The organism is Brevundimonas bullata (genome assembly GCF_014207965.1).
Classification (GTDB): domain Bacteria; phylum Pseudomonadota; class Alphaproteobacteria; order Caulobacterales; family Caulobacteraceae; genus Brevundimonas; species Brevundimonas bullata_A.
In genome coordinates this window covers 1-22,774 of sequence record NZ_JACHLM010000002.1, presented here as the reverse complement: position 1 = coordinate 22,774, position 22,774 = coordinate 1, and the positions used below count along the sequence as shown (strand labels likewise).

General features: G+C 66.4%; 20 protein-coding genes. 10 read left to right on the top strand and 10 right to left on the bottom strand.

What is annotated here, in order from left to right; all coding sequences use genetic code 11:
• Window positions 1–45: 45 nt before the first annotated feature.
• On the bottom strand, window positions 46–588 hold the full coding sequence (locus tag HNP51_RS04535) for a hypothetical protein (RefSeq protein ID WP_184267630.1): 543 nt from the start codon (window positions 586–588) through the stop codon (window positions 46–48).
• Between the two features lie 302 nt (window positions 589–890).
• On the opposite strand from HNP51_RS04535, the gene HNP51_RS04530 reads away from it, so the two are divergent.
• From HNP51_RS04530 to HNP51_RS04520, 3 genes are all read left to right on the top strand, one after another.
• The gene (locus tag HNP51_RS04530) at window positions 891–1,163 is read left to right on the top strand and encodes a hypothetical protein (protein ID WP_184267628.1); all 273 of its coding nucleotides are present in this window, start codon (window positions 891–893) and stop codon (window positions 1,161–1,163) included.
• 352 nt (window positions 1,164–1,515) lie between these two features.
• Window positions 1,516–2,205 carry a VIT family protein gene (locus HNP51_RS04525; RefSeq protein ID WP_184267626.1) on the top strand — a complete coding sequence of 230 codons (690 nt, stop codon included), beginning with the start codon at window positions 1,516–1,518 and terminating at the stop codon, window positions 2,203–2,205.
• Between the two features lie 426 nt (window positions 2,206–2,631).
• Window positions 2,632–3,954 carry a site-specific integrase gene (locus HNP51_RS04520; protein ID WP_184267624.1) on the top strand — a complete coding sequence of 441 codons (1,323 nt, stop codon included), beginning with the start codon at window positions 2,632–2,634 and terminating at the stop codon, window positions 3,952–3,954.
• A 105-nt stretch (window positions 3,955–4,059) separates the two neighbouring features.
• Here the strand turns inward: HNP51_RS04520 and HNP51_RS04515 are convergent, their stop codons facing one another.
• From HNP51_RS04515 to HNP51_RS04500, 4 genes are all read right to left on the bottom strand, one after another.
• On the bottom strand, window positions 4,060–5,598 hold the full coding sequence (locus HNP51_RS04515; RefSeq protein ID WP_114818132.1) for a Fic family protein: 1,539 nt from the start codon (window positions 5,596–5,598) through the stop codon (window positions 4,060–4,062).
• A 275-nt stretch (window positions 5,599–5,873) separates the two neighbouring features.
• Window positions 5,874–7,493, bottom strand: a complete 1,620-nt coding sequence (locus tag HNP51_RS04510) for an FMN-binding glutamate synthase family protein (protein ID WP_184267622.1) — start codon at window positions 7,491–7,493, stop codon at window positions 5,874–5,876.
• Between the two features lie 323 nt (window positions 7,494–7,816).
• Entirely contained in the window at window positions 7,817–9,499 is a 1,683-nt protein-coding gene (locus HNP51_RS04505; RefSeq protein ID WP_260398334.1) for an MDR family MFS transporter, read from the bottom strand.
• A 106-nt stretch (window positions 9,500–9,605) separates the two neighbouring features.
• The gene (locus HNP51_RS04500; RefSeq protein ID WP_184267620.1) at window positions 9,606–10,040 is read right to left on the bottom strand and encodes a hypothetical protein; all 435 of its coding nucleotides are present in this window, start codon (window positions 10,038–10,040) and stop codon (window positions 9,606–9,608) included.
• Here HNP51_RS04500 and HNP51_RS04495 point away from each other — a divergent pair.
• Together HNP51_RS04495 and HNP51_RS18935 are read left to right on the top strand one after the other, a co-directional pair.
• Window positions 10,033–10,890 carry a CoA transferase gene (locus HNP51_RS04495; RefSeq protein ID WP_184267618.1) on the top strand — a complete coding sequence of 286 codons (858 nt, stop codon included), beginning with the start codon at window positions 10,033–10,035 and terminating at the stop codon, window positions 10,888–10,890. The two genes, HNP51_RS04500 and HNP51_RS04495, sit on opposite strands and share 8 nt — an antisense overlap.
• Entirely contained in the window at window positions 10,797–11,006 is a 210-nt protein-coding gene (locus HNP51_RS18935) for a CoA transferase (protein WP_221415775.1), read from the top strand. The genes HNP51_RS04495 and HNP51_RS18935 overlap by 94 nt, the downstream gene beginning before the upstream one ends.
• Window positions 11,007–11,188: 182 nt before the next feature.
• Here HNP51_RS18935 and HNP51_RS04490 read toward each other — a convergent pair whose 3' ends face one another.
• The 5 genes from HNP51_RS04490 to HNP51_RS04470 all read right to left on the bottom strand — a co-directional run bounded on the left by HNP51_RS04490 (window position 11,189) and on the right by HNP51_RS04470 (window position 17,306).
• Entirely contained in the window at window positions 11,189–11,623 is a 435-nt protein-coding gene (locus tag HNP51_RS04490; protein ID WP_184267616.1) for a MerR family transcriptional regulator, read from the bottom strand.
• 114 nt (window positions 11,624–11,737) lie between these two features.
• Window positions 11,738–12,514: an NAD(P)-dependent oxidoreductase gene (locus tag HNP51_RS04485; protein ID WP_184267614.1), complete on the bottom strand. Its 777-nt coding sequence runs from the start codon at window positions 12,512–12,514 to the stop codon at window positions 11,738–11,740.
• A gap of 37 nt (window positions 12,515–12,551) precedes the next feature.
• Window positions 12,552–13,907, bottom strand: coding sequence for an MFS transporter (locus HNP51_RS04480; RefSeq protein ID WP_184267612.1), 1,356 nt, complete (start codon window positions 13,905–13,907; stop codon window positions 12,552–12,554).
• A gap of 235 nt (window positions 13,908–14,142) precedes the next feature.
• Complete coding sequence (locus HNP51_RS04475) at window positions 14,143–14,907, bottom strand: SDR family NAD(P)-dependent oxidoreductase (protein ID WP_184267610.1); 765 nt, start codon at window positions 14,905–14,907, stop codon at window positions 14,143–14,145.
• Between the two features lie 119 nt (window positions 14,908–15,026).
• Window positions 15,027–17,306, bottom strand: a complete 2,280-nt coding sequence (locus HNP51_RS04470) for a TonB-dependent receptor (protein WP_184267608.1) — start codon at window positions 17,304–17,306, stop codon at window positions 15,027–15,029.
• Between the two features lie 440 nt (window positions 17,307–17,746).
• On the opposite strand from HNP51_RS04470, the gene HNP51_RS04465 reads away from it, so the two are divergent.
• Genes HNP51_RS04465 through HNP51_RS04445 form a run of 5 tightly spaced genes read left to right on the top strand, consistent with a single transcriptional unit; the run spans window position 17,747 to window position 22,602 of the window.
• The gene (locus HNP51_RS04465) at window positions 17,747–18,844 is read left to right on the top strand and encodes an acyl-CoA dehydrogenase family protein (RefSeq protein ID WP_221415774.1); all 1,098 of its coding nucleotides are present in this window, start codon (window positions 17,747–17,749) and stop codon (window positions 18,842–18,844) included.
• A complete protein-coding gene (locus HNP51_RS04460) occupies window positions 18,844–19,860 on the top strand; it encodes an acyl-CoA dehydrogenase family protein (RefSeq protein WP_184267604.1) in 1,017 nt (338 codons plus the stop codon). Before HNP51_RS04465 ends, HNP51_RS04460 begins: the two co-directional genes overlap by 1 nt.
• A complete protein-coding gene (locus tag HNP51_RS04455; RefSeq protein WP_184267602.1) occupies window positions 19,857–20,657 on the top strand; it encodes a crotonase/enoyl-CoA hydratase family protein in 801 nt (266 codons plus the stop codon). The genes HNP51_RS04460 and HNP51_RS04455 overlap by 4 nt, the downstream gene beginning before the upstream one ends.
• A 12-nt stretch (window positions 20,658–20,669) precedes the next feature.
• The gene (locus tag HNP51_RS04450) at window positions 20,670–21,800 is read left to right on the top strand and encodes an acyl-CoA dehydrogenase family protein (RefSeq protein ID WP_184267600.1); all 1,131 of its coding nucleotides are present in this window, start codon (window positions 20,670–20,672) and stop codon (window positions 21,798–21,800) included.
• A gap of 22 nt (window positions 21,801–21,822) precedes the next feature.
• Window positions 21,823–22,602, top strand: coding sequence for an SDR family oxidoreductase (locus tag HNP51_RS04445; protein WP_184267598.1), 780 nt, complete (start codon window positions 21,823–21,825; stop codon window positions 22,600–22,602).
• The last annotated feature ends 172 nt before the right edge of the window (window positions 22,603–22,774 follow it).

Genomic DNA, 22,774 nt, shown 5'->3' with positions numbered 1-22,774 from the left:
ACGACGCGCCGCGATGGTGAAGGCTGATGCGGCCCGCCGCTGTCCTCAGCCCGACTGAAGCGCGTTCTTGTAGATGCGCCCGCCCTTCATGATCAGCCGCAGATTGGCTTCCGGGTCCGCCACCAGGGCGATGTTGGTCAGGGGATCGCCATCGACGATCAGGAGATCGGCGTAGGCCCCGGCTTCGATGACCCCGAGCTTGCCCGGATAGGGATTGCGTTCGCCCGAAAGGGCCAGGAGCTCGGCGTTCCGGCCCGTCGCCATGAGCAGGACCTCGCCGCTGGAATACCAGCGCGTCATCTGGGCCAGGATGGCGCCCTGGTTCTTCGTCGCCGCCAGGGTGATCAGACCCAGATCGGCGGTCATCAGCTCCATCATCGACATGGCGCACAGCATCGAATGCCAGTGGGCGTCGATCAGCCCGGGCATCAAGGTCCGGCCGCCGCAGTCGATGATCTGGACGCCTTCGATCGGACGGTCGGCGCCGCTCAGCACCGCAGTGATCCTGCCGCCTTCGACCAGCACGCTGCGACCGCCGTGCAACCGAGCCGTAACGCCGTCGAAGAGACGAAGATTGGTGAAAAGCACCGGCTGACCTGTCGCCTGCGGCCGACCATAGGCTCGACCCGCAGCGAATGCAGCTGCCCCCGCCCCTGCGGCGATGAGCATATGCCGACGCGACAGCGGTCCTGCAGACGCCGAACTGCTCCTGGACCTATCCATCTTGCCTGCCTCCACCCTTGAAGAACGACGTTTGCGCAACCTACACCCTCGGCCGCACAATCGGAAATCACCTGAGACCTCCATTCAAACCCTGCCTGTTCCGGGCGAGGGCGGCAGGGGCGTCCCGATCGCCCTCAACGATCAGGGATCGCCTCGGACGCCTGAGGGTGAAGCTGCAGGATCGCAGCTTCATGTTCAGCGATGAGGGCGAAGAGCGCGGCCCTGGCGCGATCATCCGCCACAAGCCCTCTCAGCCTGCGGAAGCGGACGACCTCTCCCTGGTGTTCGTCGCAGGCCTTGCACATCCACACGCAACCTCCAGGATCAATGGTTGTTCGACGCAGTTGAAAAGAAATATTCGCGCGACGGGACCGCGCAGCAGCCTTGAAGGGATCGCTAGACCGGTCTCCAGCCGTGGAGTTGTCCTGGCCCAAGCGTGACCGAACGGAACCAACCGCAGTCAGCGCCGCTTCAAGGGCCAGGAGACGTCGAAGGTCGTTTTCTTCCCGCCCCTCAAACGCGACGTTCCCTAGCAGATTGGCATTGATGCGCTCCCACGATCACCTGGCCGCCTTGAGAGCGCTCCAGCAGAACGCTCTGAACATGGCCCGCCTTACGCCCTTTCCCGCTGACCGCGATCGATTTCAAAGGATCGCAGAGCGCTATCGCGAAGAGGCCGCCCGGCTGGATCAGGCCGTCCGCCCACCCCGGACCTGACGCTGTCCAGGCGTCGCCCCTTGTCTCTTCGACATATCGAGCGTCTTCTCGCCCATGGGTCAGGAGAAGAGGGCGATGGTCCACCGAGAAGCTCACCGTGTTGATCGCATCGGCTGGCTGCGCGCCGCCGTGCTCGGCGCCAACGACGGTCTGGTCTCGACCGCCAGCCTGGTCGTCGGCGTCGCGGCGGCCTCAACCGGCCACAGCAGCGTCCTGATCGCGGGCGTCGCCGGACTGGCGGCCGGCGCCATGTCGATGGCGGCGGGCGAATATGTCTCGGTCAGTTCCCAGTCGGACACCGAGAAGGCTGACCTCGCGCGTGAAACTTCCGAACTGGCGGGCGACCACGAGGCCGAGTTGCGCGAACTGGCCGGCATCTATGTCGGGCGCGGCGTGGCGCCCGACCTGGCCGCCGAAGTGGCTCAACAGATGATGAGCCACGACGCCCTGGGCGCCCATGCCAGGGATGAGCTGGGCATCTCCGAGATCACCACTGCGCGTCCGATCCAGGCGGCGCTCACCTCCGCCGTCACCTTCTCGGCCGGCGCCGCCCTGCCGCTGGTCGTGGCGGCCGTCGCTCCCATGTCGGGACTGGTCGTCTGGGTCGCCGGTTCGGCTCTGGCCGGTCTGGCCGCACTGGGCGCCCTGGGCGCCAGGGCAGGCGGCGCGCCCATGGGCCGATCTGTCGTGCGGGTCGTCTTCTGGGGCGCCCTGGCCATGGCCATCACCGCCGGGGTGGGCCGCCTCTTCGACGTCGCCGTCTGACCAGAAGCGCGCCACCAGGGCGAGGCGCCCGGTGATCTGCCGCTGCGGCGTGCGAATGCCCCCTTGCCGGAGTTCGCAGGTCGAAAACGCCGCAAAGTCGACGCGCCGCCGCAACCAAGCCTCAGGACGACCCGTCCGAATCGGACTGAAGACGCCTGGAAACCGGGATAAATTATAAGGGGAAGATGGTACGCCCCCTCGGGCTCGAACCGAGGACCCTCTGATTAAAAGTCAGACGAAATATTGATTTCATTGGGTTTCAGGCCATTTCACGAGAATCCATTACTCACTGTTTTTATTAGATTTTCAAATTCAAATATCGTCAGGGGTGTTCAGGCTGCTTCTGCTTTCTGTGTCCCATATGTGTCCCAAATCGCTTTGGGACACAGACAAATCTGGCATACTCGTCGGATGCCCAAAGTCAGATTGACAGACAAGTTCGTCGCTTCGGTCGTCGCGCCGGCCAGGGCACGCATTGAGATCTATGATGAAAACCCGATTGGCGCGGGTCTCATGCTGAGAGTCAGCGAGACGGGGAGAAAAACCTGGGCGATCCGCTACCGGACGGAAGACGGCGACGAGCGCCGCTTCAGTCTGGGCCTCTACCCCGACCTTTCGCTCGCCGATGCCCGAAAACGCTGCGCTCAAGCTCGCCTTCAGGCCTTGGATGGGGTGGATCCCGCAGGAGAGAAGCGCCGCAAGAAGGTCGAGCGCCGCTCCCAAACCATCAAGACATTTCGGGACCTCAGCCTCGCCTATTTCGAGGCCACCGAGCGCGGCGAATGGAAGCCGCGCGGAAAGCGCAAGCGGGCGTCCACGATCGCTGGCGAGAAATGGCTTTGGACCAAGCACATAGAGCCGGCCCTGGGGTCGCTTCGCCTTGAGGACGTCACTCCAGCCGCGATCAAGACGCTCCTGCGCGCGCTGATCACAAAGGGCCAGGACACGAGCTCCAATCGAGTCCGCGCCCAGATCCGTCAGATGTTCAACTACGCGATCCTCGAGGCCGAAGCCGTAACCGCGAACCCTGTCGCAAGAGTGCCGGCCCTGGGTGACGAGTCCCCTCGTGAACGCGTATTGCGCGATGCGGAGATCGGCGCGATCTGGCGAGCCTTGGATGACCCCACTGCGCTGACGTGCGCGAAAAGCGCACGTCGCAAGAACCAGCGCGTCTACGTCAGCCGTCCGGTCGGCATTGCGATCAAGCTGCTGCTGCTCACCCTGCAACGCCGCCACGAGGTCGCATGCATGACCCGAGCGGAGGTCGACCTCGAACAGGCGGTCTGGACCATACCGGGATCGAGAACCAAGAACGGCCGACCTACGCTGGTGCCGCTGTCGCCGGGGGCCGTGGCGCTCATTCGGGAGGCCATGAGCCTCGTCAACGAACCCACGCAGTTTATCTTCCCTGCCCGCTGGGACCGTGAGAAATCCCTGACGCCCGCCGCATTGAGCCGCGCCCTGCGCGATGTGAGAAGCGCTCTTTCGTTGCCCGCCCTGACCCCGCATGACCTGAGACGCACGGCGGCGACCAGCATGGCGAGCGAACGCCTGCGGATCTCACCTTTCGTCATCGGTCGAATCCTCAATCACACGAGCGAAAAGGGCGGAGCCGCCGCCGTCACCCTGTCGACCTACGCCCTCTATGATTTCATGGCGGAGAAGCGATCAGCGCTGGCAGCATGGAGCGTGTTAGTCGGTGAGATCGTGGCCAAGCAGCCTCTGAATGCACCAAGCTCTCCTGGCTGAGACTTCGAGATGTGACGCGCTCGCGCAAGCCCCTCCCCCAACGAGCAGCCTGACCCGGCGCCTCCACCGCGGTATCACACAGGAATGATCGGCGTCGGCAGCCCATCACGCCGGAGCGGCGGGCGGCGTCTCGCCGATCAGACCCGCGAGAAAGTCGGCGAAGGGGCCGATGTTCTGATCGACGCTCGCCTGTTCCAGCGCAGCCATATAGGCCTGACGCCGTTGAACCGGGATGACGGTCCACGGATAGCCGCCCGAGGCGAACATCAGGTTCATCAGAAACCGCCCCATCCGGCCGTTCCCGTCCAGATAGGGGTGAATATAGACGAAGATGAAATGACCCAGCACTACGCGCACGCTGGGCTCGGCCTCTTCATCGAGCAGTTCGAATAGCGTCCCCATGGCGTCTCTCACCGCATCAGGGTTCAGCGGCGTGTGGCGCGACCCGCGAATATAGACCGGCCCGTTGCGATAACCGGCGAGCGCGCCGGCAGGAATAAGCCCGGCCGTGACGCTCGGACCGAAGAGTTGGCGATACCAGCCTCTATGGTCCTCATCGGCGATGCGCCCGGCGTTCTGGCCCTCCAGCACCCGCGCGACGCTGGCTTTCACCGCCTGGAAGGCGTCATGGTAGCCCCTTGCCGCCAGAGCGTCGCGTTGCCGACGGTCTTCATCATTTGACTCGGGATTCCAGTCTCCGCGCCGCACCCGATCGATCAGGGCCGCATCGACCCGGTAGCCCTCGATCGAGAGCGAATGATAGGCGTCGGTGACGTAAAGGTCCTCCACCGCCTGGAGATAGTCCCTGGGGGCGACGGCTTGGTGGGCAGGCGCCGGAAAACGCGCGGGTATGTCGTCCCGCAAGGTTTGCCACATCAACCTGATCCGTCGGGAAGCCGGCGGCTCGTCACGGCGATAGACAAAGCCGGGCAATCGTCCGGCAAAGGGATCGGTCTCCCTGACATCATAGCCGGCGGCGCGCATGGTTTCGAGAATTTCGACGGCTTCGCCATCACGGCCGATATTTCGGCACGCGCCCGCGAGGCGACCGGCGATGACGGAATGCCCCCCGTTCAACAGCCTCTCAAGCACGGCGGAGAAATCGCGCTGGCCAGCCAGAACGGTCCTCATCTCCGTCGGATGGGTTGCGTAGACGCCGGGCCCAGCGGCGATGAGCGCCGCCTCCACCTTGTAGACCCGCAGGTTTCTCAGAACCGTCTGGTCACGGTCCTGAGCCCCCGGCAAGCGGAGATCGTACACGCTTGAGCCGTGAATGAACTGCGTGACCTGACCGCGGCCACGTGGAGACCGGACCAGAAGCTGCTCAGGCACCCTCCACTGCTCTGCATGCAGCAGCAGGGATTGTTCCGGGGAAAGCGACCAGGCGTCTCCAAAGCGGTCTTCCAGATAGGCGCTGACGAAATCCCAGTAGGAGGCATACCAGGCGGTGGTTTCTCCAACAGTCTCGTCTGGACGAGCCGGAATGTACCAGCCGTTGATGACCGGGCGGATGAAACCCTGCCTGGTGAGACGTTCGCGCTGAACCCGCGTGAGATCCTGCGTGCGAATGACGGTTCGCCCCTGCTCCTGAAGCGCGTGCAGCGCCTCCAGGGCGTCAGCTAGCTTTTCCTGCGGCGTGGCCAAGGGGTCTGCGTCCTTCGTCCAAAACGTGCGCTTCGATCGCTGAATCAAGCTACGCGCTATTTTTCGCTTTTTATGCTGTATCAAATTTCGCTTTTAATGTCGTTTTATATTTCGCTTTTTTGGCTGCGTTAAATTTCGCTTTTCTTGTTGCGCCAAATTTCGCTTTTTATGTCATTAAAAATTCCAGGACGGTTTCGGTCCGATGCCCAAGACCAAAATCAACCCGTTGGGACGGCGTTCAAGAACGTAGATTGGCAAACCGTGGGGCCGCCCTGCTAGACCCGCGCTGTCGCGGGCTCTTCGAGATCGAAACGGTCGGCCCGGGCCAGGCGCCAGCTCTCGGAATAGAAGCTGCGGCCCTCTTCGCCAGTCAGGAGTTCGCCCGGGCGAAGGAAGACGTGAAGCTGTGAAAACAGCTTGATCTCGGTCTGGCTGATGCGACGCGCCAGATGGTGGGGGCGCAGGTCGCTGGGGTGGCGGATGCCCGCCGCCGCCAGCATTTCCGACAAGGCCTTCAGGGTGGTGCGGTGGAACTGGTGCACCCGCTCGGCCTTGTCCGGCACGACGAGGGCGCGCTGGCGCAGGGGGTCCTGGGTCGCAACCCCGGTGGGGCAGCGGTTGGTGCCGCAACTCAGAGACTGGACGCAGCCAAGGGCGAACATGAAGCCGCGCGCGGCATTGGCCCAGTCAGCGCCTATGGCCAGAACGCTGGCGATGTCGAAGGCGCTGGTGATCTTGCCGGCCGCGCCGATGCGGATCTGGTCGCGCAGGCCGGCGCCGACGAGCGTATTGTGGACGAACAGCAGACCCTCGCGCATCGGCGTGCCCAGATGGTCGGTGAACTCCACGGGCGCCGCGCCGGTGCCGCCCTCGCCGCCGTCGACGACGATGAAGTCGGGACGGATGCCCGTCGCCAGCATGGCCTTGACGATGCCCATGAACTCCCACGGCTGGCCGATGCACAGCTTGAAGCCCACCGGCTTGCCGCCCGACAGTTCACGCAAGCGAGCGATGAATTCCATCATCTGCAGCGGGGTCGAAAAGGCGCTGTGGCTTGCGGGAGAGACACAGTCCTGCCCCATGGGCACGCCGCGCGTGGCCGCGATCTCGGCGCTGACCTTTTGAGCGGGCAGTATCCCGCCGTGGCCCGGCTTGGCGCCCTGGCTCAGCTTGATTTCGATCATCTTGATCTGGGGGTTCGCCGCCTGGGCCGCGAACCTTTCGGGGTCGAAGGCCCCGGTCTCCGTGCGGCAGCCGAAATAGCCGCTGCCCAGCTCCCAGATGATGTCACCGCCGTTTTCGCGGTGATGGGGGCTATAGCCGCCCTCTCCCGTATCATGGGCGAACCCGCCCATGGCCGCGCCCTTGTTCAGGGCGCGGATGGCGTTGGCGCTGAGCGAACCGAAGCTCATGGCCGAAATGTTGAAAACCGAGCCCAAGTAGGGCTGGGCGCACTGGTCGCCGCCGATCAGGATGCGGAAGGTGGCGGGGTCCGCAGCGGGCGCGGGCCGGATCGAATGGCCCATGAAGTCATAGCCGACGCTATAGACATCCATCTGGGTGCCGAACGATCGTTCCGAACCTTCCTTCTTGGCCCGGGCATAGACCAGCGAGCGCTGGTTGCGGGAAAAGGGCGCAGCCTCCTGATCGGCCTCAATCAGATACTGCCGGATTTCCGGTCGGACCATCTCGGCCAACCAGCGGACGTGGCCCAGGACCGGATAGTTGCGGCGGATCGAGTGTTGCGGCTGGATCAGGTCGACGACGCCCAGCAGGACCAGCGCGCCGGCGATCACGGGCACAAACCACAGCCACGGATAATACAGGGCCAACGCCACGCCGACGATTAGAACGAGGATGCAGAGGCCAAAGGCCGAATACTGATTTAACCGCATGTTGCTGAGGTCCCTGTCGCCAGCGACCCGAATGCTCGGCCGGGTCTCATAGTCCCGCAACTATGGCGGCTGGATTGCGCCGAGACCAGCGTCAGCTTCCCCGACGACGCCCGCACGGCGCGCCGTCGTCTGGCCTAGATAGGCATCTCAATGCCAGATCAACGAGACCCCTCCTCCGATGGTCGCACCGCCTGGGCGGCGCAGGCGATCTGGGGGCGCCTTCCCTCTCACCAGGCCTTCTGCATGTCTGCTTCGAAGCAATAGGGCTTGGGTCCAGTTTCGAGACCTATGTCATGATCTGAAATCTTCCCCTCCGAACCGCCTCAACCGGCGCCGCGATCAGGCTGAGGCGGTTCGCCGGGCGCTTCGCCCAGCGCGCGGACATCCAGAGGTTCTGGCTTGCGGCTGGCCTGGAGCGGCAGGTCGGGGACCAGCAGCGTCGACGCCAATCCCAGAAGGCAGACGAGGAATCCCGTGAATACCACGCCCAGAATGGCCGAGGTCACCGCAGCGCGAACCTCCGGCTGGACGACAGCGACCGCGCCCTCCCCCGCCGCGCCCTGATGCGCGCCCACCGCCATCTTCTCGATCTCCGCCAGCGACAGGCTGCGAACCTGAGCCGTCGGCTCAGCAGCGGGCGCGCTCTTCATGGGAGCGGCCAGATTGTGGGTCAGGACCGCGCCGAAAACCGCCACGCCGACGGTTGAGCCGACCTGGCGGAAGAACTGACCCGCGCTGGTGGCCACGCCCAACTGGTCCCGCGGCACGGCGTTCTGGGACGCCAGGTTGAACACGCTCTGCGCCGGGCCGAGCCCCAGCCCCAGAAGCGTCACCCGCCACATCAGGTCCGGCAGTTCAGCGTCTGGGGGCGTCTGAGACAGAAGGAAGGCGGCCAGGGCCGTGAGGGCCGCGCCGGCCACCATCACGATCTTGTAGCGGCCGATACGGTTGACCAGAAAGCCGCTCGCCGTCGCCGCCACGATCAGGCCGATCGTCAGGGGCGTCATCGCCAGGCCGCTGGTCGTGGCGGGAAGGCCCAGCCCCATCTGCATGTAGAGCGGCAGGTAGGACACCATCCCCATGAAGGCCATGAACATCAGGAAGGCCGAGAGGTTGGCGGTGGCGAAGGTCCGGTTCTTGAACAGCGACAGGGAAATGATCGGGTTTTCGACCCTGGCTTCGACGACAAGGAAGGCGATCAGCGAAAGCGCCGCCAGAGCGAACAGACCCAACACGTGCGGCGCCGCCCAGCCGGCCGTACCGCCCAGGCTCAGCGCCAACAACAGCGGCACGAAACAGGTCAGCAACAGGGCCGCGCCGACGAAGTCGATACGCCCGCCCGTGCGATGGGTCAGGCGCGGCGTCTTCACCAGGATCATAAACAGGGCCAGGCCCGCAAGCGGCAGGTTGATGTAGAAGACCCAGCGCCAGCCGGCGATTTCATAGCCCAGCAGATGGACGGTCGGCAGATCGGTGAGGAAGCCGCCGACCAGCGGGCCGACGACGCTCGCCAGACCGAAGGTGGACCCGAACAGTCCGCCCAGCTTGGCCCGCTCGCGCGGCGGATAGAGGTCGGCGATGACGGCGAAGGCGGAGGTGATCAGAGCCGCGCCGCCGAGACCCTGAATGGCGCGAAAGACGATCAACTGGACCATGCCGCCGCCCAGCAGCGGCAGGTCGCCGAACTCTCCCGACAGCCCGCACAGGGCCGATCCGACGATGAAGATGACGATGCCGATCACCAGGATCGGTTTGCGGCCATAGATGTCCGACAGCTTGCCGTAGATCGGCACCATGACGGTGGAGGCCAGCAGATAGGCCGTCGTCACCCAGGGGTAGAGATCCAACCCCGACAACTGCCCCACGATGCGCGGCATGGCCGTGGCGACGATGGTCTGGTCCAGCGCCGACAGAAGAAAGACGATCATCAGAGCGATCAGGGTCACGCGCTTTTCAAGGGACGTGAAGGTCTGCGGCTGGCTCTGCGTCATGGCGTGAGAGTGCATCGTGATTCCGTCCGCTGTCCACGCACAACACGGACGCTTGCCGGGACTGGGGGCGGCGGCGCCTCCCGACGCCTTGACGCCGCCCCCGCCCGGCCGCGCGGGGAGGTTAATAGAAGCGATTCAGCTTTGTGGGCGACCGTTCGAAAACCTCTTCGGGCACGAAATAATCGGCCAGGAGGTCCGCCGCAGGATCATGCGCATAGGCCGAGAAGTCCGTCACTCCCGCTTCACGAAGCACTTCCTCGTCAATGAAGAAGTTGCCCGTGCAGGACAGCGCGGGCTTTTGGAAGATGACATAGGCGGCGTCGGCCACGATCTCGGCCTTGCGCGCCGCCCCGCGCTCCGTACCGATCACGTTTCGCACCGCCGCCGTATCGATAGCGGTCAATGGCCACAGGGAATTCACCGCGACGCCCCTGTCGGCGTACTCGGCCGCATGGCCCAGGGTGCACAGGCTCATGTTGAACTTCGCGATGGTGTAGGCCACGTGCGGCGCGAACCATTTCGCCTTCATGTCCAGCGGTGGCGACAGGTTGAGCACGTGGGGATTTTTCGCCGCCACGAGATACGGCCCTGACGCCCTGACGGATGCGACCGGAGCCCGCACCCTGGAATCCGCCTTCCATCTCTGCGCCAACCGCAACAAGCGCTCCATCCTCGTGGACCTCGCCTCCGCCGAGGGACAGGCGCGCGTTCGCTCGCTGGCGGCTGAAGCCGACGTGCTGATCGAAAACTTCATCGCCGGCAACCTGGCGCGCTTTGATCTCGACGCGGCCAGCCTGACGACGCTCAATCCCCGGCTGATCTATGTTTCTCTCACCGGCTATGGCCAGTTCGGTCCCTATGCCGGCAGACCCGGCTACGACGCTGTGTTCCAGGCGCAGGGCGGCCTGATGGCCATGACGGGGCGTCCCGACGGCGAGCCGGGAGGCGGCCCTTTGAAGACGGGTCCCAGCCTGATGGACGTTTCCACCGGCCAGTTCGCCGCCCTGGCGGCGGTCGCCGCCCTCCATCAGCGCTGCGCAGACGCCGCCCCCGGGCAGCATGTGGACGTCGCCCTGCTCGACGTGGCGGTCGCCATGCAGGCCGGCAGTCTTCAGGCCTATCTCGAGACCGGGGTCCAGCCGCCGAGACGCGGCAATCGGGTCGGTCCATCGCCAACGGATCTCTACCAGTGCGTGGACGGACCCATCTTCCTGTCCGCGAGCCGCCCCCGCCACCTCGACGCCCTGACAATCCTGGGCGAAGAGCTCGCGGGCGAACCTCCCGCGTCCGACGCCCCCCCGGCGCATCGCCTCTGGAAACCGCCCTGCGAGACGGGTTCCGGCGTCTGCCCCGGGCGCGCCTGCTCGAACGCCTGGTGGCCCTTGGCGTGCCCAGCGCCGCTGTGAACAGCTACGAAGGGGTCATGGCTGATCCTCAGGTCTGCGCCCGAAATCTGGTTCAAAGCCTCCCCCATCCGGCGACCGCGGGGGGGGGTCCGTCAGGATTCTCGCTTCACCGATAAGGCTAGGCGACGGGAGACCGCCGCTCCAGCGCCCGCCGATGCTGGGCGAGCACGAGGCTGCGGGCGGTTTTCGAACTTCGACAGGGCCGGGTCGGGCCTGAAGGCGGCGTCGCCGGCCCTCACACTCCGGCCCACGCCCTTCCTCTCGTTGGTACCTGCGCCAGGCTTGGCGTGACGAGGCGTCAACCCAGGGCGACGTCCGACGCCTCTCGAAACGCAAGATCGACGCCTCGGGGGGCGGCCTCCCGCATCCAGCCCGCCGTTTCGTCGGTCTTGAGCCGGTCCAACAGGGCCGAAAGCTGTTCGCGCTGGCTCTCCACGTCGGCCAGCCTCTCCTCGATGATCCGCCTGAGGCCGCCCGTGTCGCCCTCCTTCACGATCCTGGCGATATCCGCCAGAGGGACGCCGAGGCGTCGCATCCTCACCACCTGCAGAGCCTTGCCCGCTGAAGCAGGCGAATAGAAACGCTCCTGGCGCCCGCCGCGATGCGGCGTCAGGAGGCCGAACTCCTCATAATACCTCAGGGCGCGCGCCGTCGTGCCGGCGAGTCTCGCAAGCTCCGTGATCGTAAGCCCTTGAAGGTCTCGCCTGCGCGAGGGGCGGCGCGTCCCGGCCATGAAATCGTCCTGATGCAAGACCGGCCGGCTTGCGGCGCGGACGGTTTGAAATTCACCAGCCCCACTCATCGCCCGCCGCGGAGCGACGCCGACGACGAAGGCGGGGTGTGCGGCCTAACCCCAGGCTCCTGCCGCCGCGAGCGTGAGCGGAAGCCTGTGATCGTCTCCGAGGGCGGCGCAGGCCATCGCGACGTCCTTGTCGAGATAGGGCTTGATCCGCTCGAGGGCCGCGGCGCCGCCCTGAAACCGGGACATGGCGTAGCTGGCGCCGCTGGAGGTCATGACGGCCTGAACCGTCAGGTCCGGATCCAGGCCCCAATGATCGGCCTGGATCCGGACCTCAGCCGCCAACGACATCTGGGCGGCGAACAGGAGATTGTTCAGAAGCTTCGCCCGACGCCCGTCGCCCAGAGCCCCCACGTGAAGGATGCGCGAGGCATAGGACTCGAGAACAGGTCTCGCCGCCGCGAGGGCCTGGGCTTCCCCGCCAGCCATGACAGCGATACGACCGGCCAGGACGGCGTCCCTATCGCCGCTGAAAGCGACGTCCAGCAGCCTCACGCCGGCGGGCGCATGGGCGGACAGTCGCCCAAAGAGTTCAGGATCTCCGGTCGTGTGGACCATGACCACGCTGTCCGCCCGCATCGCCGCCAGCGCGCCATCAAGGATCAAGGCCTGGTGGATCTGATGATCGTCGAACAGACAGACGCCGAGGATATCGACATCGATCGCCGCCTCCGCGCCGGACCCGCACGCGATAGCCCCTGCGGCTCGAACGTCTTCGCCCTCCGCCGGCTTTCGGACAAAGGCTTTCAGGTCATGGCCGGACTGTAGAATTCGCAGCGCCATCGGGACGCCGATCTGCCCGAGGCCGATCCAGCCGACCTTCATCCCGGACCTCGTACGCCGCCGCCCAGAGCCGTCATCTCTAGTCCTCCGCGCGCAAGGCCCGGGCCGTACGCTCATAGGGCTTGAGCCCCGACCAGGTCAGCCACAGGCCGAGCAGGGAAACCGGCGCCCCGACCAGGGCCAGCGCATAGGGCAAGGCGGCGTCGCTCTTGAACACATGGTCGGTGACCAGGGCGATGGACATCGGGCCAAAACCGATGCCCACCAGACCGCCGAACAGGAGATAGAGCGCCACGGCCTTGCCGCGCATGCGATTGGGCGTGATTTCCTGAACCGCCGTCGGCGCCGCCGCCTGGGCCATACCAAAGCCGGTGACGACGAGGGTCAGCAGGAGGAAGCTCAGCCAGGGCGTTCCCACCAGGGACCAGGCGCAGACCGTCGGCAGCACCAGCAGCCAGGCCAGCATGGCGACCCGCAGGCGGGCCGCCGGCACGCCCTTCGCCGCCCAGCGGTCGCTGATGTAGCCGCTCGCCAGGGTGCCGGCGAGCCCGCCGACAGCCACCAGGACGCCGATAATCAGACCCGAGGTCTTGGTCGGGATGTCGAAGCGTCGATCGAAGAAGGTCGGGGCCCAGGCCAGGTTGCCGTAACCGATGATGGCGACAACGCCCGGATAGGTCAGCACGCGGCTATAGGTGGACTTGAAGCGCCCCAGATGACGAAGGAACTCCATCCAGGTGCCTTCCGCCTTGCTCTTGCCCGTCGCCTGATCGCGTCGGACCGGCTCGCGGATGGTCAGGACGATCAAGGCCAGGAGCACCCCCGGAGCGCCGGCGATGAGGAAAGTCATCCGCCATTGCTCCATCTGTCCCACGAACGGCAGGGCCAGGCCGGCTTCAGGCACCAGATGGGCGATCAGGGCGCCGAGGATCAGGGACGCGCCCGAGCCGATGGCCAGGGCGAGATAATAGACGCTGAAGGCGCGGCCCCGCCGATGAGGCGCGACATAGTCGGCGATGATGGAATAGGCGGCGGGGGCCAGAACGGCTTCCCCGATGCCGACGCCCATGCGGGCCAGAACCAGATGGTTGTAGTTCTGCGCAAAGCCCGAGAGGACCGTCATGACGCTCCAGACGACCATGCCGACGATGATCAGGTTGCGCCGCACGGTCCGGTCGATCAGCCATCCGAACGGAAGGCCCGCGACCGTATAAAAGAGGGCGAAGGCATAGCCCTGGAGGAAGCTGAATTGGGTGTCGGAGATGCCGAACTCGGCGCGAATGGGCTTGACCAGGAGGGCCGGAAGCTGTCGATCCAGCTGCGACAGCAGGGTGGCGACGAACAGGACCCCGATCACATACCAGGCGTATTTGAGCGGCGGATACGGCGGCTCGACGCCGGACCGCTCGCCTGGCTTGTGTGTGGTCCCGACCATCAATCTCTCCCTCGTCTCTTGTCCGGTCGATCCCGGCTGACAGCGCCTTCTCCTGCAGCAGGCGGCGCGTTTCTTTCCTGGCCGCCAGCGTCCGCAGCAGCGGACAGAATACCTGCGTCGTCACAGGGGCTGTCAAGAAGTGTTTTGATATCGGAATATTGTTCGCACAACAGAATACACACAAACACCGCCAGGCGAGGTGCGTCTTTCCCTGAAGCGCTGACGGCCCTGATCCCTAGCGGACCATGAGCATGCCGCCGTCGACGGCGATCACCTGGCCGTTGATGAAGCGGGCGCCGTCTGAGGCCAGGAAGGCGAGCACGGGCACGAAGTCGCGCTCGACGTCGCCCAGTCGCCCCCCGAGCGGGATGGTCTGCGCCTTGACGGCGTCGTGCGCCGCCAACTGGTCCTCGTCCATCGCAGCGCGGGTCTGGTCGTACATCGGGGTCCAGATGGCCGGCGCCACGGCGTTGGCGCTGACCCCCTCCCGCCCCCACTCGACGGCGATGGTTCGCGTCCAGGCCAGGACAGCGCCCTTGGCGGCCGCATAGGCCGCCTTGCCGGGATGCCCCTTCACGCCGGCGGCGGACGCGAAGTTGAGGATCGTCCCGCCTTGCGCTCTCAGATGCGGGTAGGCGGCGCGATTGGTCAGGAAGGCGCCGGTCGCATTGACCGCCATGACATGGTTCCAGAGATCCAGCGTGGTCTCGGCGGCGGCGGCGAAGGGCGCGACGCCGGCGGCATGGATGAGGACGTCCAGCCCGCCCAGAACCCCGACGGCGGCCTCCACGGCCGCGATCACCGAGGCTTCCGAGGCCACGTCGACCTGAAAGAAGGCCGCAGCCCCGGCTTCATCGACGATCCGCGCGCCTTCAGCCGACTGGAGATCCAGCGACGCCACCCGCGCGCCCATGGCGGGAAAGGCGCGAACCATGGCGGCCCCCATGCCGCTGGCGCCGCCGGTGATGATGATGCGGCGTCCGTCCAGCGATGCCGACATGGCCATGCTCCTCGCGAAGGCCGCCCCTGGGGTCGGCCGAAGCAGAAAAAGGCGGGGCGCGGTCGGACTGAACCGCGCCCCGAGGATAGAGGGCTGGAACCCCCAGACGTACGCGCGCCTCAGAAGGCGTAGGACACCGACATTCCGTAGGTGCGCGGGCTGCCGACGACGATGCTGTTGAAGTTCGAGGCTGCAAACGAGCCCGACCTCGCGGCGAAATACTCGTCCGTCAGGTTCTTGCCGTAGAGGGCGACCGTGATCGGCCGGGCGTCGAAGGTCCACGACACCTGGGCGTTGAGCAGGCCGTAGGCGTCCTGGCGGATCGACTTCCGCTGGAACTCAGACAGGTCCACCGGTCCGGCTGCGGTGATCGACACCGTGTTCAGGAAGTAGACGTCCGAACGCCAGTTGTAGTCGAGATGCAGGTCAAGACGTCCGGCGTTGAACTGGACGGGATAGTCGGCGCTGACCGACCAGGTCGTCTTGGCCACCGTCGGCACCTCGCTGCCCTTGTAGGGGCCGTCGGTGAACTTGGGCTCGATCAGGCCAAGCGACCCGTGCAGGCGCAGGTCGCCCAACAGGGCCGTGGCTTCAAACTCCGCGCCGTAGATTTCCGCAGTGCCCGAGTTGAGCACGGCGATGACGACCGGCGACGTCTGCAGGATGGCGTTCTGCTGGATGTCGTCGAAGGTGGAGAAGAAGCTGCTGGCGGAAAACCGCAGCCGGTTCTCGAACAGGGCCAGCTTCGCGCCGATCTCGTAGCTGCCGACGCTCTCCTCGTTGAAGGGCGTGAAGAAGGCCGCCGTCGTGCCGCTGGCCTGCTGGAAGCCGCCGGTGCGGAAGCCCTTGGAGTATTTGGCGTACAGCAGGCCGTCGCCGGGAAGCCGGTAGTCCAGGCCGACGGTGAAGGGCACGGTCTCGAAGCTGATGTCGTCCGGCGTGTAGAGGCAGCTCCCCGGCGCTTCATTCAGGCCCATGGCCGTGAAGGGACAGGGCCCCGGCGTGATCGCCGAAGCCGGCGGTTCGGCGTTGGTCGGATAGCCCGTCACGACATAGCGCGCAGGCGTATAGGTCATGCCGCGGGTGTCCTTGACGGCGCGGACGCCGGCCGTGAAGCGCAGGCTCGGGAGGATCTCGTAGCTCGCCTGGGCGAAGACGCTGACCGACTTGTTGTCAGGCCGGATCGTATTGTCCTGGATGGCGGCGGGGATGCGCGTCAGGGGCGTATTGCGCACCTGTTCGTGGAAATAGTAGGCGCCCACCGTCCAGTTCAGACGATCGGACAGGCTCGCGCCCGAGAGCTGCAACTCCTGGGAGACCTGTTCGCCGTCGAGGACGAACTCGCGGGTGTCCGCCGTCGGCAGGGGCGTGCCGTCCAGGTCGGTCGCGCCTTCGAAATAGACGTTGCGATAGGCGGAGATCGACTTCAGCACGCCGAACGGCAGTTCGGCCGTGATGGTCCCGTTGAAGTCATAGACCCTGGAGTCGTTGACCGGATTGATGCCGGCCTGGCTGATCCGTGACCCGGGCTCGGCCACATAGGGGGCGTACATGGCCGGGCTCAGACCGGCCTGATAAGAGTTCAGCACCCACAGAGGCTGGTGGTTCGAGCCCCAGTAGTGATCGAAGCTCAGATCCACCCGCAGCTCGGGGGCGATGTCGGCCCGCACCGAGGCGCGAACGAAGTCGTCGTTCTGGTCGGCGACGTCGCTGCCCAGCGTCGGATTGCGGCCGTAGCCGGAATGCTCGACATGGCCGTAGACCAGGCGGGCCGCCAGCTTGTCTTCGACGAGCGGCAGGTTGACGATGGCCGTGGCGCTCAGCGCGTCGTAGTTGCCGTAGCCGACCTTCAGCGAGCCCCCGAACTCATAGTTCGGCTTGTTCGTGGTGATGTTCAGCGCGCCGCCGATCGTATTGCGTCCGAACAGGGTCCCCTGGGGGCCGCGCAGGACCTCGGCCGAGGCGACGTCCACCAGGGCGAAATTACTGCCTTCGGGACGGGCGTAGTACAGACCGTCGACATAGGTGCCGACCGCCTGGTCGACGTTGGGGAGGACGCCGCCCGGCGCGACGCCGCGGATCGCCAGGATCAGGTCGTTGTTGCCGTAGGGGGTGGCCGTAAAGGTGATGGACGGCGCATTCTCGGTCAGGGCGCGCACGTCGGTGATCTGCCGACGCTCCAGCTCCCGGACGCCGAAGGCGGTCACGGCGACCGGCACGTCCTGCAAACGCTGCTCGCGCCGTTGGGCGGTCACGATCACATCCTCAAGACCCGTCGGTCCGCTTGCAGGCGCCTCAGGCTCGGGCGCCGCGCCCGTCGTCTGGGCCAGGGCGGCGGAGGGCAGAACCAGCACGGATGCGCTAGCGCAAAGCAGGGCTTTCCAATGAACAGCGGTCAACGACACTCTCCCTAATGTCCGGCGTGACGGGTGAGGCCCGCCATGCCCGCAACCTTTGCCGCGAGGTCGCCTCGCCGACACGGCCGCTTGTCATTTCCCACTCGGTTATGGACTTCGCCGAGTCAACAAATTTTCTCACACTGAAATATCATTCTGAATCTAGTCCAATCCTCGACGCCACGCGAGACGGAAGCCTCGTCCGCCTCCGGAGCATCGGGACGCCGCCCTTCTCAACCCCTCGCCTCGACGCCCCCTCCCGCGCATCCCGGGCCGGGACCCGGTCGAGGCACCGCCCGCCTGGTCAAAATTCTCTGGTCAGAACTACATTCTCGGATGTATGGATTTAGGGCTTCCCAGGGAAGCGGGCCACCATCCCGGAATCACCAGTGAATCTCCTTGATCAGTTCGGCGCGCCAGCGCTTCCCCCCGGCCTTGAGCCACTGAGAGACCAGGTCCGCGCCTTCCTGGCGCAGCGGCTGGCCGACTATCCTGCTCAAGAACGCGCCCTCTCCTGGATGGGATTCGACCCCGAATTCAGCCGGGCCCTGGCCAGGCAGGGCTGGGTCGGCCTCACCCTGCCCAAACAATACGGCGGACACGACGCGACGTCGTTCGAGCGGTTTGTCGTCAGCGAGGAGCTGCTGGCCGCCGGAGCGCCGGTCTCGGCGCACTGGATCGCGGATCGACAAAGCGCGCCCCTGATCCTGCGTCATGGCGCCGAGAGCCAGAAGCAGCGCTATCTTCCGGCCATCGCCGCCGGGGAGATGTACTTCTGCATCGGTATGAGCGAACCCGATTCCGGTTCCGACCTCGCCTCCGTCCGGACCCGCGCCGACCGTCAGTCGGACGGCCGCTGGCGGCTGAACGGCCGCAAGGTCTGGACCACGAACGCCGATCGGTGCCACGCCATGATCGCCCTGGTTCGCACGGATCCGGCCAGCGAACGACACGCCGGCCTGTCCCAGGTGATCGTCGACCTCGACCTGCCCGGCGTGACCATCCGTCCCATCCGCGACATTTCCGGCCATGAACATTTCAACGAAGTCACCTTTGACGACGTGATCCTGGAGGCTGACGCTTTGGTGGGAACCGCAGGCGAAGGCTGGGCGCAGGCGACCTCGGAGCTGGCCTTCGAACGCAGCGGCCCCGAACGGTTCCTGAGCGCCCTGACGCTGTTCCGGTGCCTGACGGAGGCGGTCGGCCGCTCCCCCGACGCCCGCCAGGCGGTGGAGATCGGCCGCCTGGGCGCCTGGCTGGTCGCTCTGCGCGCCATGTCCATCTCCGTCACCGGACAATTGGCCGGCGGACAGGATCCGGTCTGGGCCGCGTCCTGCGTCAAAGACCTGGGCACAGGATACGAGCAGGACACCGTCGAGACCGCGATACGCCTGATCGATTCCCTGCCCGAGACCGATCAGGCGCGAACCACGCGCCGGGTCCTGGCCGTCACCCAGGGCATGGCGCCCTCGTTTTCTTTGCGGGGCGGCACCCGCGAAATCCTGCGCGGCATTCTTGCGCGCGGTCTGGGAGTCCGCTGATGCGCGCCATGTTCCAGGAGAGCGTCGAGCGCCTGTTCGCGGACGCGGTCGACGCCGAGACGCTGCGCCTTGCCGAGACCGGCGCCTGGTCCGACAGCCTGTGGGCGCAGATGGAGGCGCTCGGCCTGCCCCTGGCCGCCGTTTCCGAGGACCTGGGAGGAATCGGCGCAAGCTGGACCGACCTCTTTCCCGTCATCCGGGCCTGCGGCTCCAGCGCCGTCCCCGCCCCCCTGCCGGAAACCCTCGTCGCCAACGCCCTTCTGTCCGCCTGCGGCATCGCCCCGCCGGAGAGCGGCGTGACCGTCTTCGCGGCGGGCGACGCTGTCTCGGTCCTGCGCGGCCTGCCCTGGGGGCGTCAGGCGCGCTGGCTGGTCCTGCATGACACGACGCGCGGACGCCTGGGCCTGCACGACATGACGGGCGCCGCCGTAGAGCACGACGTGAACGTCGCAGGCGAGCCGCGCGACGCCGTCATCCTCGCGTCCGGCTCCCTGGTCTCGGACGCGGCCTTCGACGGCCCGCCCGACACGGTGCGCCTGAGCGGTGCCCTGATCCGCTCCGCCCAGATAGCCGGCGCACTCGGACGGCTGACCGAGATGAGCGCCCAGTACGCCAACGAACGCATCCAGTTCGGCCGCCCGATCGGCAAGTTCCAGGCGGTCCAGCAGCAGCTCGCCCTGCTTGCGACCCAGGCGGCCGCGGCCGGCGCCGTCGCCGAGGCCGCCTTCATGCAGGCCCGGCGGACGCCGCATTTCGCGACCACGGCCTCGGCCAAGGCCGTAGCCGGCGAAGCCGCCGGCCGGGGCGCGGCCATCGCCCATGCCGTTCACGGCGCCCTGGGCTTCACCCACGAACACAGCCTGCACTTCCTGACACGACGCCTCTGGGCCTGGCGGACGGAGTACGGATCGGACGCGCGATGGTCCGAACGGCTCGGTCGCCTCATCGCCGACGCTGGCGAGGACGGCCTGTGGCCCTTCATCACCGAAACCCTCAAGGAGCGCCCTCAGCCATGAGCGACTTTCTTCTGAAGTCTCGCGACGGCCCCGTGGCCGTCTGGACCCTGAACCGACCGGAACAACGCAACGCCTTCAGCCGCCCCGAGGACATGTACGCCTTCGAGGAAGCCTGCGAGGAGGTCCGCGCCGATCCCTCCATCCGCGTCGTGGTCCTGACCGGAGCAGGCTCTGCCTTCTGCGCGGGCGGCGACGTCAAGGCCATGCGCGACCGCACCGGTCTTTTCGAAGGCTCCCCCTACCAGCTGCGCAATCGCTATCGCGACGGCATCCAGCGAATCCCCACGGCCCTCTACGAGCTGGAGACGCCGATCGTCGCCGCCGTCAACGGGCCGGCGATCGGCGCGGGCCTGGACCTGGCCTGCATGTGCGACATCCGGATCGCTTCGGAGACGGCCACGTTTGCGGAAAGCTTCGTCAAGCTCGGCATCGTCCCGGGCGATGGCGGCGCCTGGCTGCTTCCGCGCATCGTGGGCATGCCGCGCGCCAGCCACATGGCCCTGACGGGCGACGCCCTGGACGCCAAGACTGCGCTGGACTGGACCCTGGTCACCCAACTGACGGCGCCGGAGGCGCTGATGGAGACGGCAATGGCCCTGGCGCACCGCATCGCCGGCAATCCCGGCCACGCCCTGCGCCTCACCAAGCGGCTGCTTCACGAAGGGCAGCACATGCGGCTCGGCGCCCTGCTGGAATTGTCTGCAGCCTATCAGGCGCTGGCGCACCATACCTCCGATCATGCAGAAGCCGTGGCGGCCATGCTTGAAAAGCGTCCCGCGCGCTTCACTGACAGCTAGACGGAGCTCAAAATGCGCAAGGTCTTCCGCGAGGACCACGAGATGTTCCGCGATCAGGTCCGACGCTTCGTCGAGACCGAGATCGCGCCGCATCACGCCCAATGGGAACGGGACGGGATCGTGCCCAAATCCCTCTGGCTCCGGGCCGGAGAGGAAGGCTTGCTCTGCGTGACGGCTCCCGAGGCCTTCGGCGGCGCCGGCGGCGACTTCGGCCACAGCGCCGTGCTGATCGAGGAACTGGCGCGGGTCAATGCGACCGCTGTGGGCTTCACGACCCATTCCGACATCGCCGTGCCCTATCTGGTGAACTACGGCTCCGAGGACCAGAAGGCGCGCTGGCTGCCGAGGCTGATCAGCGGCGAACTCATCGCCGTCATCGCCATGTCGGAGCCGCAGATCGGCAGCGATCTGCGGGGCATGCGGACCAAGGCGCGCCGCGAGGGCGACCACTACATCCTGTCCGGCCAGAAGACCTTCATCACCAACGGCATCAACAGCGGGCTCGCCATTGTCGCCGCCAAGGTGGAGGGGCAGGCCAATCCCAAGGACATCACCCTCTTCTGCGTCGAGGAGGGCACGCCGGGCTTCACCAAGGGCGCCAAGTTCGAGAAGATCGGCCTGCGCGGCCAGGACACCTCCGAACTCTTCTTCTCCGACGTGCGGGTGCCGGTGGAGAACCGCCTGGGCGAGGAGGGCCAGGGCTTCGCCTGCCTGATGACAGAGCTGGCGAAGGAACGTCTGGTCATCGCCATCCGGGCCGCCGCCTCTCTGGAGGCCATGCTGGACAAGACGATCGCCTATACCCGCGAGCGCGTCGTCTTCGGCAAGCCCCTGCTGGAGTTCCAGAACACCCGCTTCAAGCTGGCCGATGTGAAGGCGCGCACGACCATGCTGCGGGTCTTCGTCGACGACTGTCTGCAGAAGCTCCTGGACGGAGAGCTAACGCCCGAGACCGCCGCCATGGCCAAGTTGACGGGGGCCGAGCTGCACGGCCAGCTGCTGGACGAACTGCTGCAGCTGCACGGCGGCTACGGATACATGAGCGAATACGACGTCGGCCGCGCCTGGGTCGACGCCCGCGTCGCGCGCATCTACGCCGGCACGTCCGAGATCATGAAGGAAATCATCGCCCGCACCCTTTGAGGGCGGTCGTCGGAGCAGAACCATGGACCTTGGCCTCCAGGGCAAACGCGCCTTCGTCAGCGCCTCATCCACGGGACTGGGCAAGGCCTGCGCCCTGTCGCTGGCGCGCGAGGGGGCCGAGGTCTGGCTCAACGGGCGCGATGAAGAGCGGCTGGTCCGCACGGCGGACGAGATCCAGAACGCCGTCGGCCGCCGCCCGCATACGGTGGTCGGAGACATCGACGCCGCCGAAGGCCGCGCTGCGGCGCTTGCGGCCTGCCCTGCCCCGGACATCCTGGTCTGCAACAGCGGGGGGCCCAAGCCTGGCCGCATGGACCAGTGGGATGAAGCCGTCTGGAACGAAGCCGTCACGGCCAAGATGGTCTCCCCGATCCTGCTCATCCAGAGCGTGGTCGGCGGCATGCGCGCCCGAGGATCGGGGCGGATCATCGTCATCACCTCCGCCATGGTGAAGACGCCGCAACTGGCGATGGCCCTATCAACCGGACCGCGCGCGGGCCTGACGGCCTTTTGCAAGGCCCTGGCCCGGGAGGTCGCCGCCGACGGCGTCACGGTGAACTGCCTTCTCCCCGAAAAGATCGACACGGATCGCCTTGAGCGGATGACCCGGTCGCTGGCGCGCCTGCGCCAGATCGACGAGGTGGCCGCCCGGGCGGAAATGGCCAGCACGGTCCCGGCGGGGCGTTTCGGCCGGCCTGAAGAGGTCGGGGACGCCTGCGCCTTCCTCTGTTCGTCACGGGCGGGCTACATCACCGGCCAGAACCTCCAGCTCGACGGCGGGGCCTACGCCGGCCTCGTCTAGACGAACAGCCCCGCTCGACGTTCTCGTCCGGGACACTCCCCCGGCGCCGACCGATCCTTCATCGTCCAAGGCCGCCAGGCGAGCGCCTGCATGCCAATGCGGTGCGGCTGCTGGGCCGCGCCGGACGCTGGCTTAATGAGGCCCGGTCATGAAAAACGCCCGCCGGAGGGTT

Excerpts from the sequence above, each read along its gene's own strand:
- HNP51_RS04460 (WP_184267604.1), top strand. The coding sequence starts at position 18,844 with ATGCGCGCCATGTTCCAGGAGAGCGTCGAGCGCCTGTTCGCGGACGCG.
- HNP51_RS04455 (WP_184267602.1), top strand. The coding sequence starts at position 19,857 with ATGAGCGACTTTCTTCTGAAGTCTCGCGACGGCCCCGTGGCCGTCTGG.
- HNP51_RS04505 (WP_260398334.1), bottom strand. The coding sequence starts at position 9,499 with ATGCACTCTCACGCCATGACGCAGAGCCAGCCGCAGACCTTCACGTCC.
- HNP51_RS04475 (WP_184267610.1), bottom strand. The coding sequence starts at position 14,907 with ATGTCGGCATCGCTGGACGGACGCCGCATCATCATCACCGGCGGCGCC.
- HNP51_RS04450 (WP_184267600.1), top strand. The coding sequence starts at position 20,670 with ATGCGCAAGGTCTTCCGCGAGGACCACGAGATGTTCCGCGATCAGGTC.
- HNP51_RS04510 (WP_184267622.1), bottom strand. The coding sequence starts at position 7,493 with ATGCGGTTAAATCAGTATTCGGCCTTTGGCCTCTGCATCCTCGTTCTA.
- HNP51_RS04525 (WP_184267626.1), top strand. The coding sequence starts at position 1,516 with ATGGTCCACCGAGAAGCTCACCGTGTTGATCGCATCGGCTGGCTGCGC.
- HNP51_RS04445 (WP_184267598.1), top strand. The coding sequence starts at position 21,823 with ATGGACCTTGGCCTCCAGGGCAAACGCGCCTTCGTCAGCGCCTCATCC.
- HNP51_RS04485 (WP_184267614.1), bottom strand. The coding sequence starts at position 12,514 with ATGAAGGTCGGCTGGATCGGCCTCGGGCAGATCGGCGTCCCGATGGCG.
- HNP51_RS04490 (WP_184267616.1), bottom strand. The coding sequence starts at position 11,623 with ATGGCCGGGACGCGCCGCCCCTCGCGCAGGCGAGACCTTCAAGGGCTT.
- HNP51_RS04480 (WP_184267612.1), bottom strand. The coding sequence starts at position 13,907 with ATGGTCGGGACCACACACAAGCCAGGCGAGCGGTCCGGCGTCGAGCCG.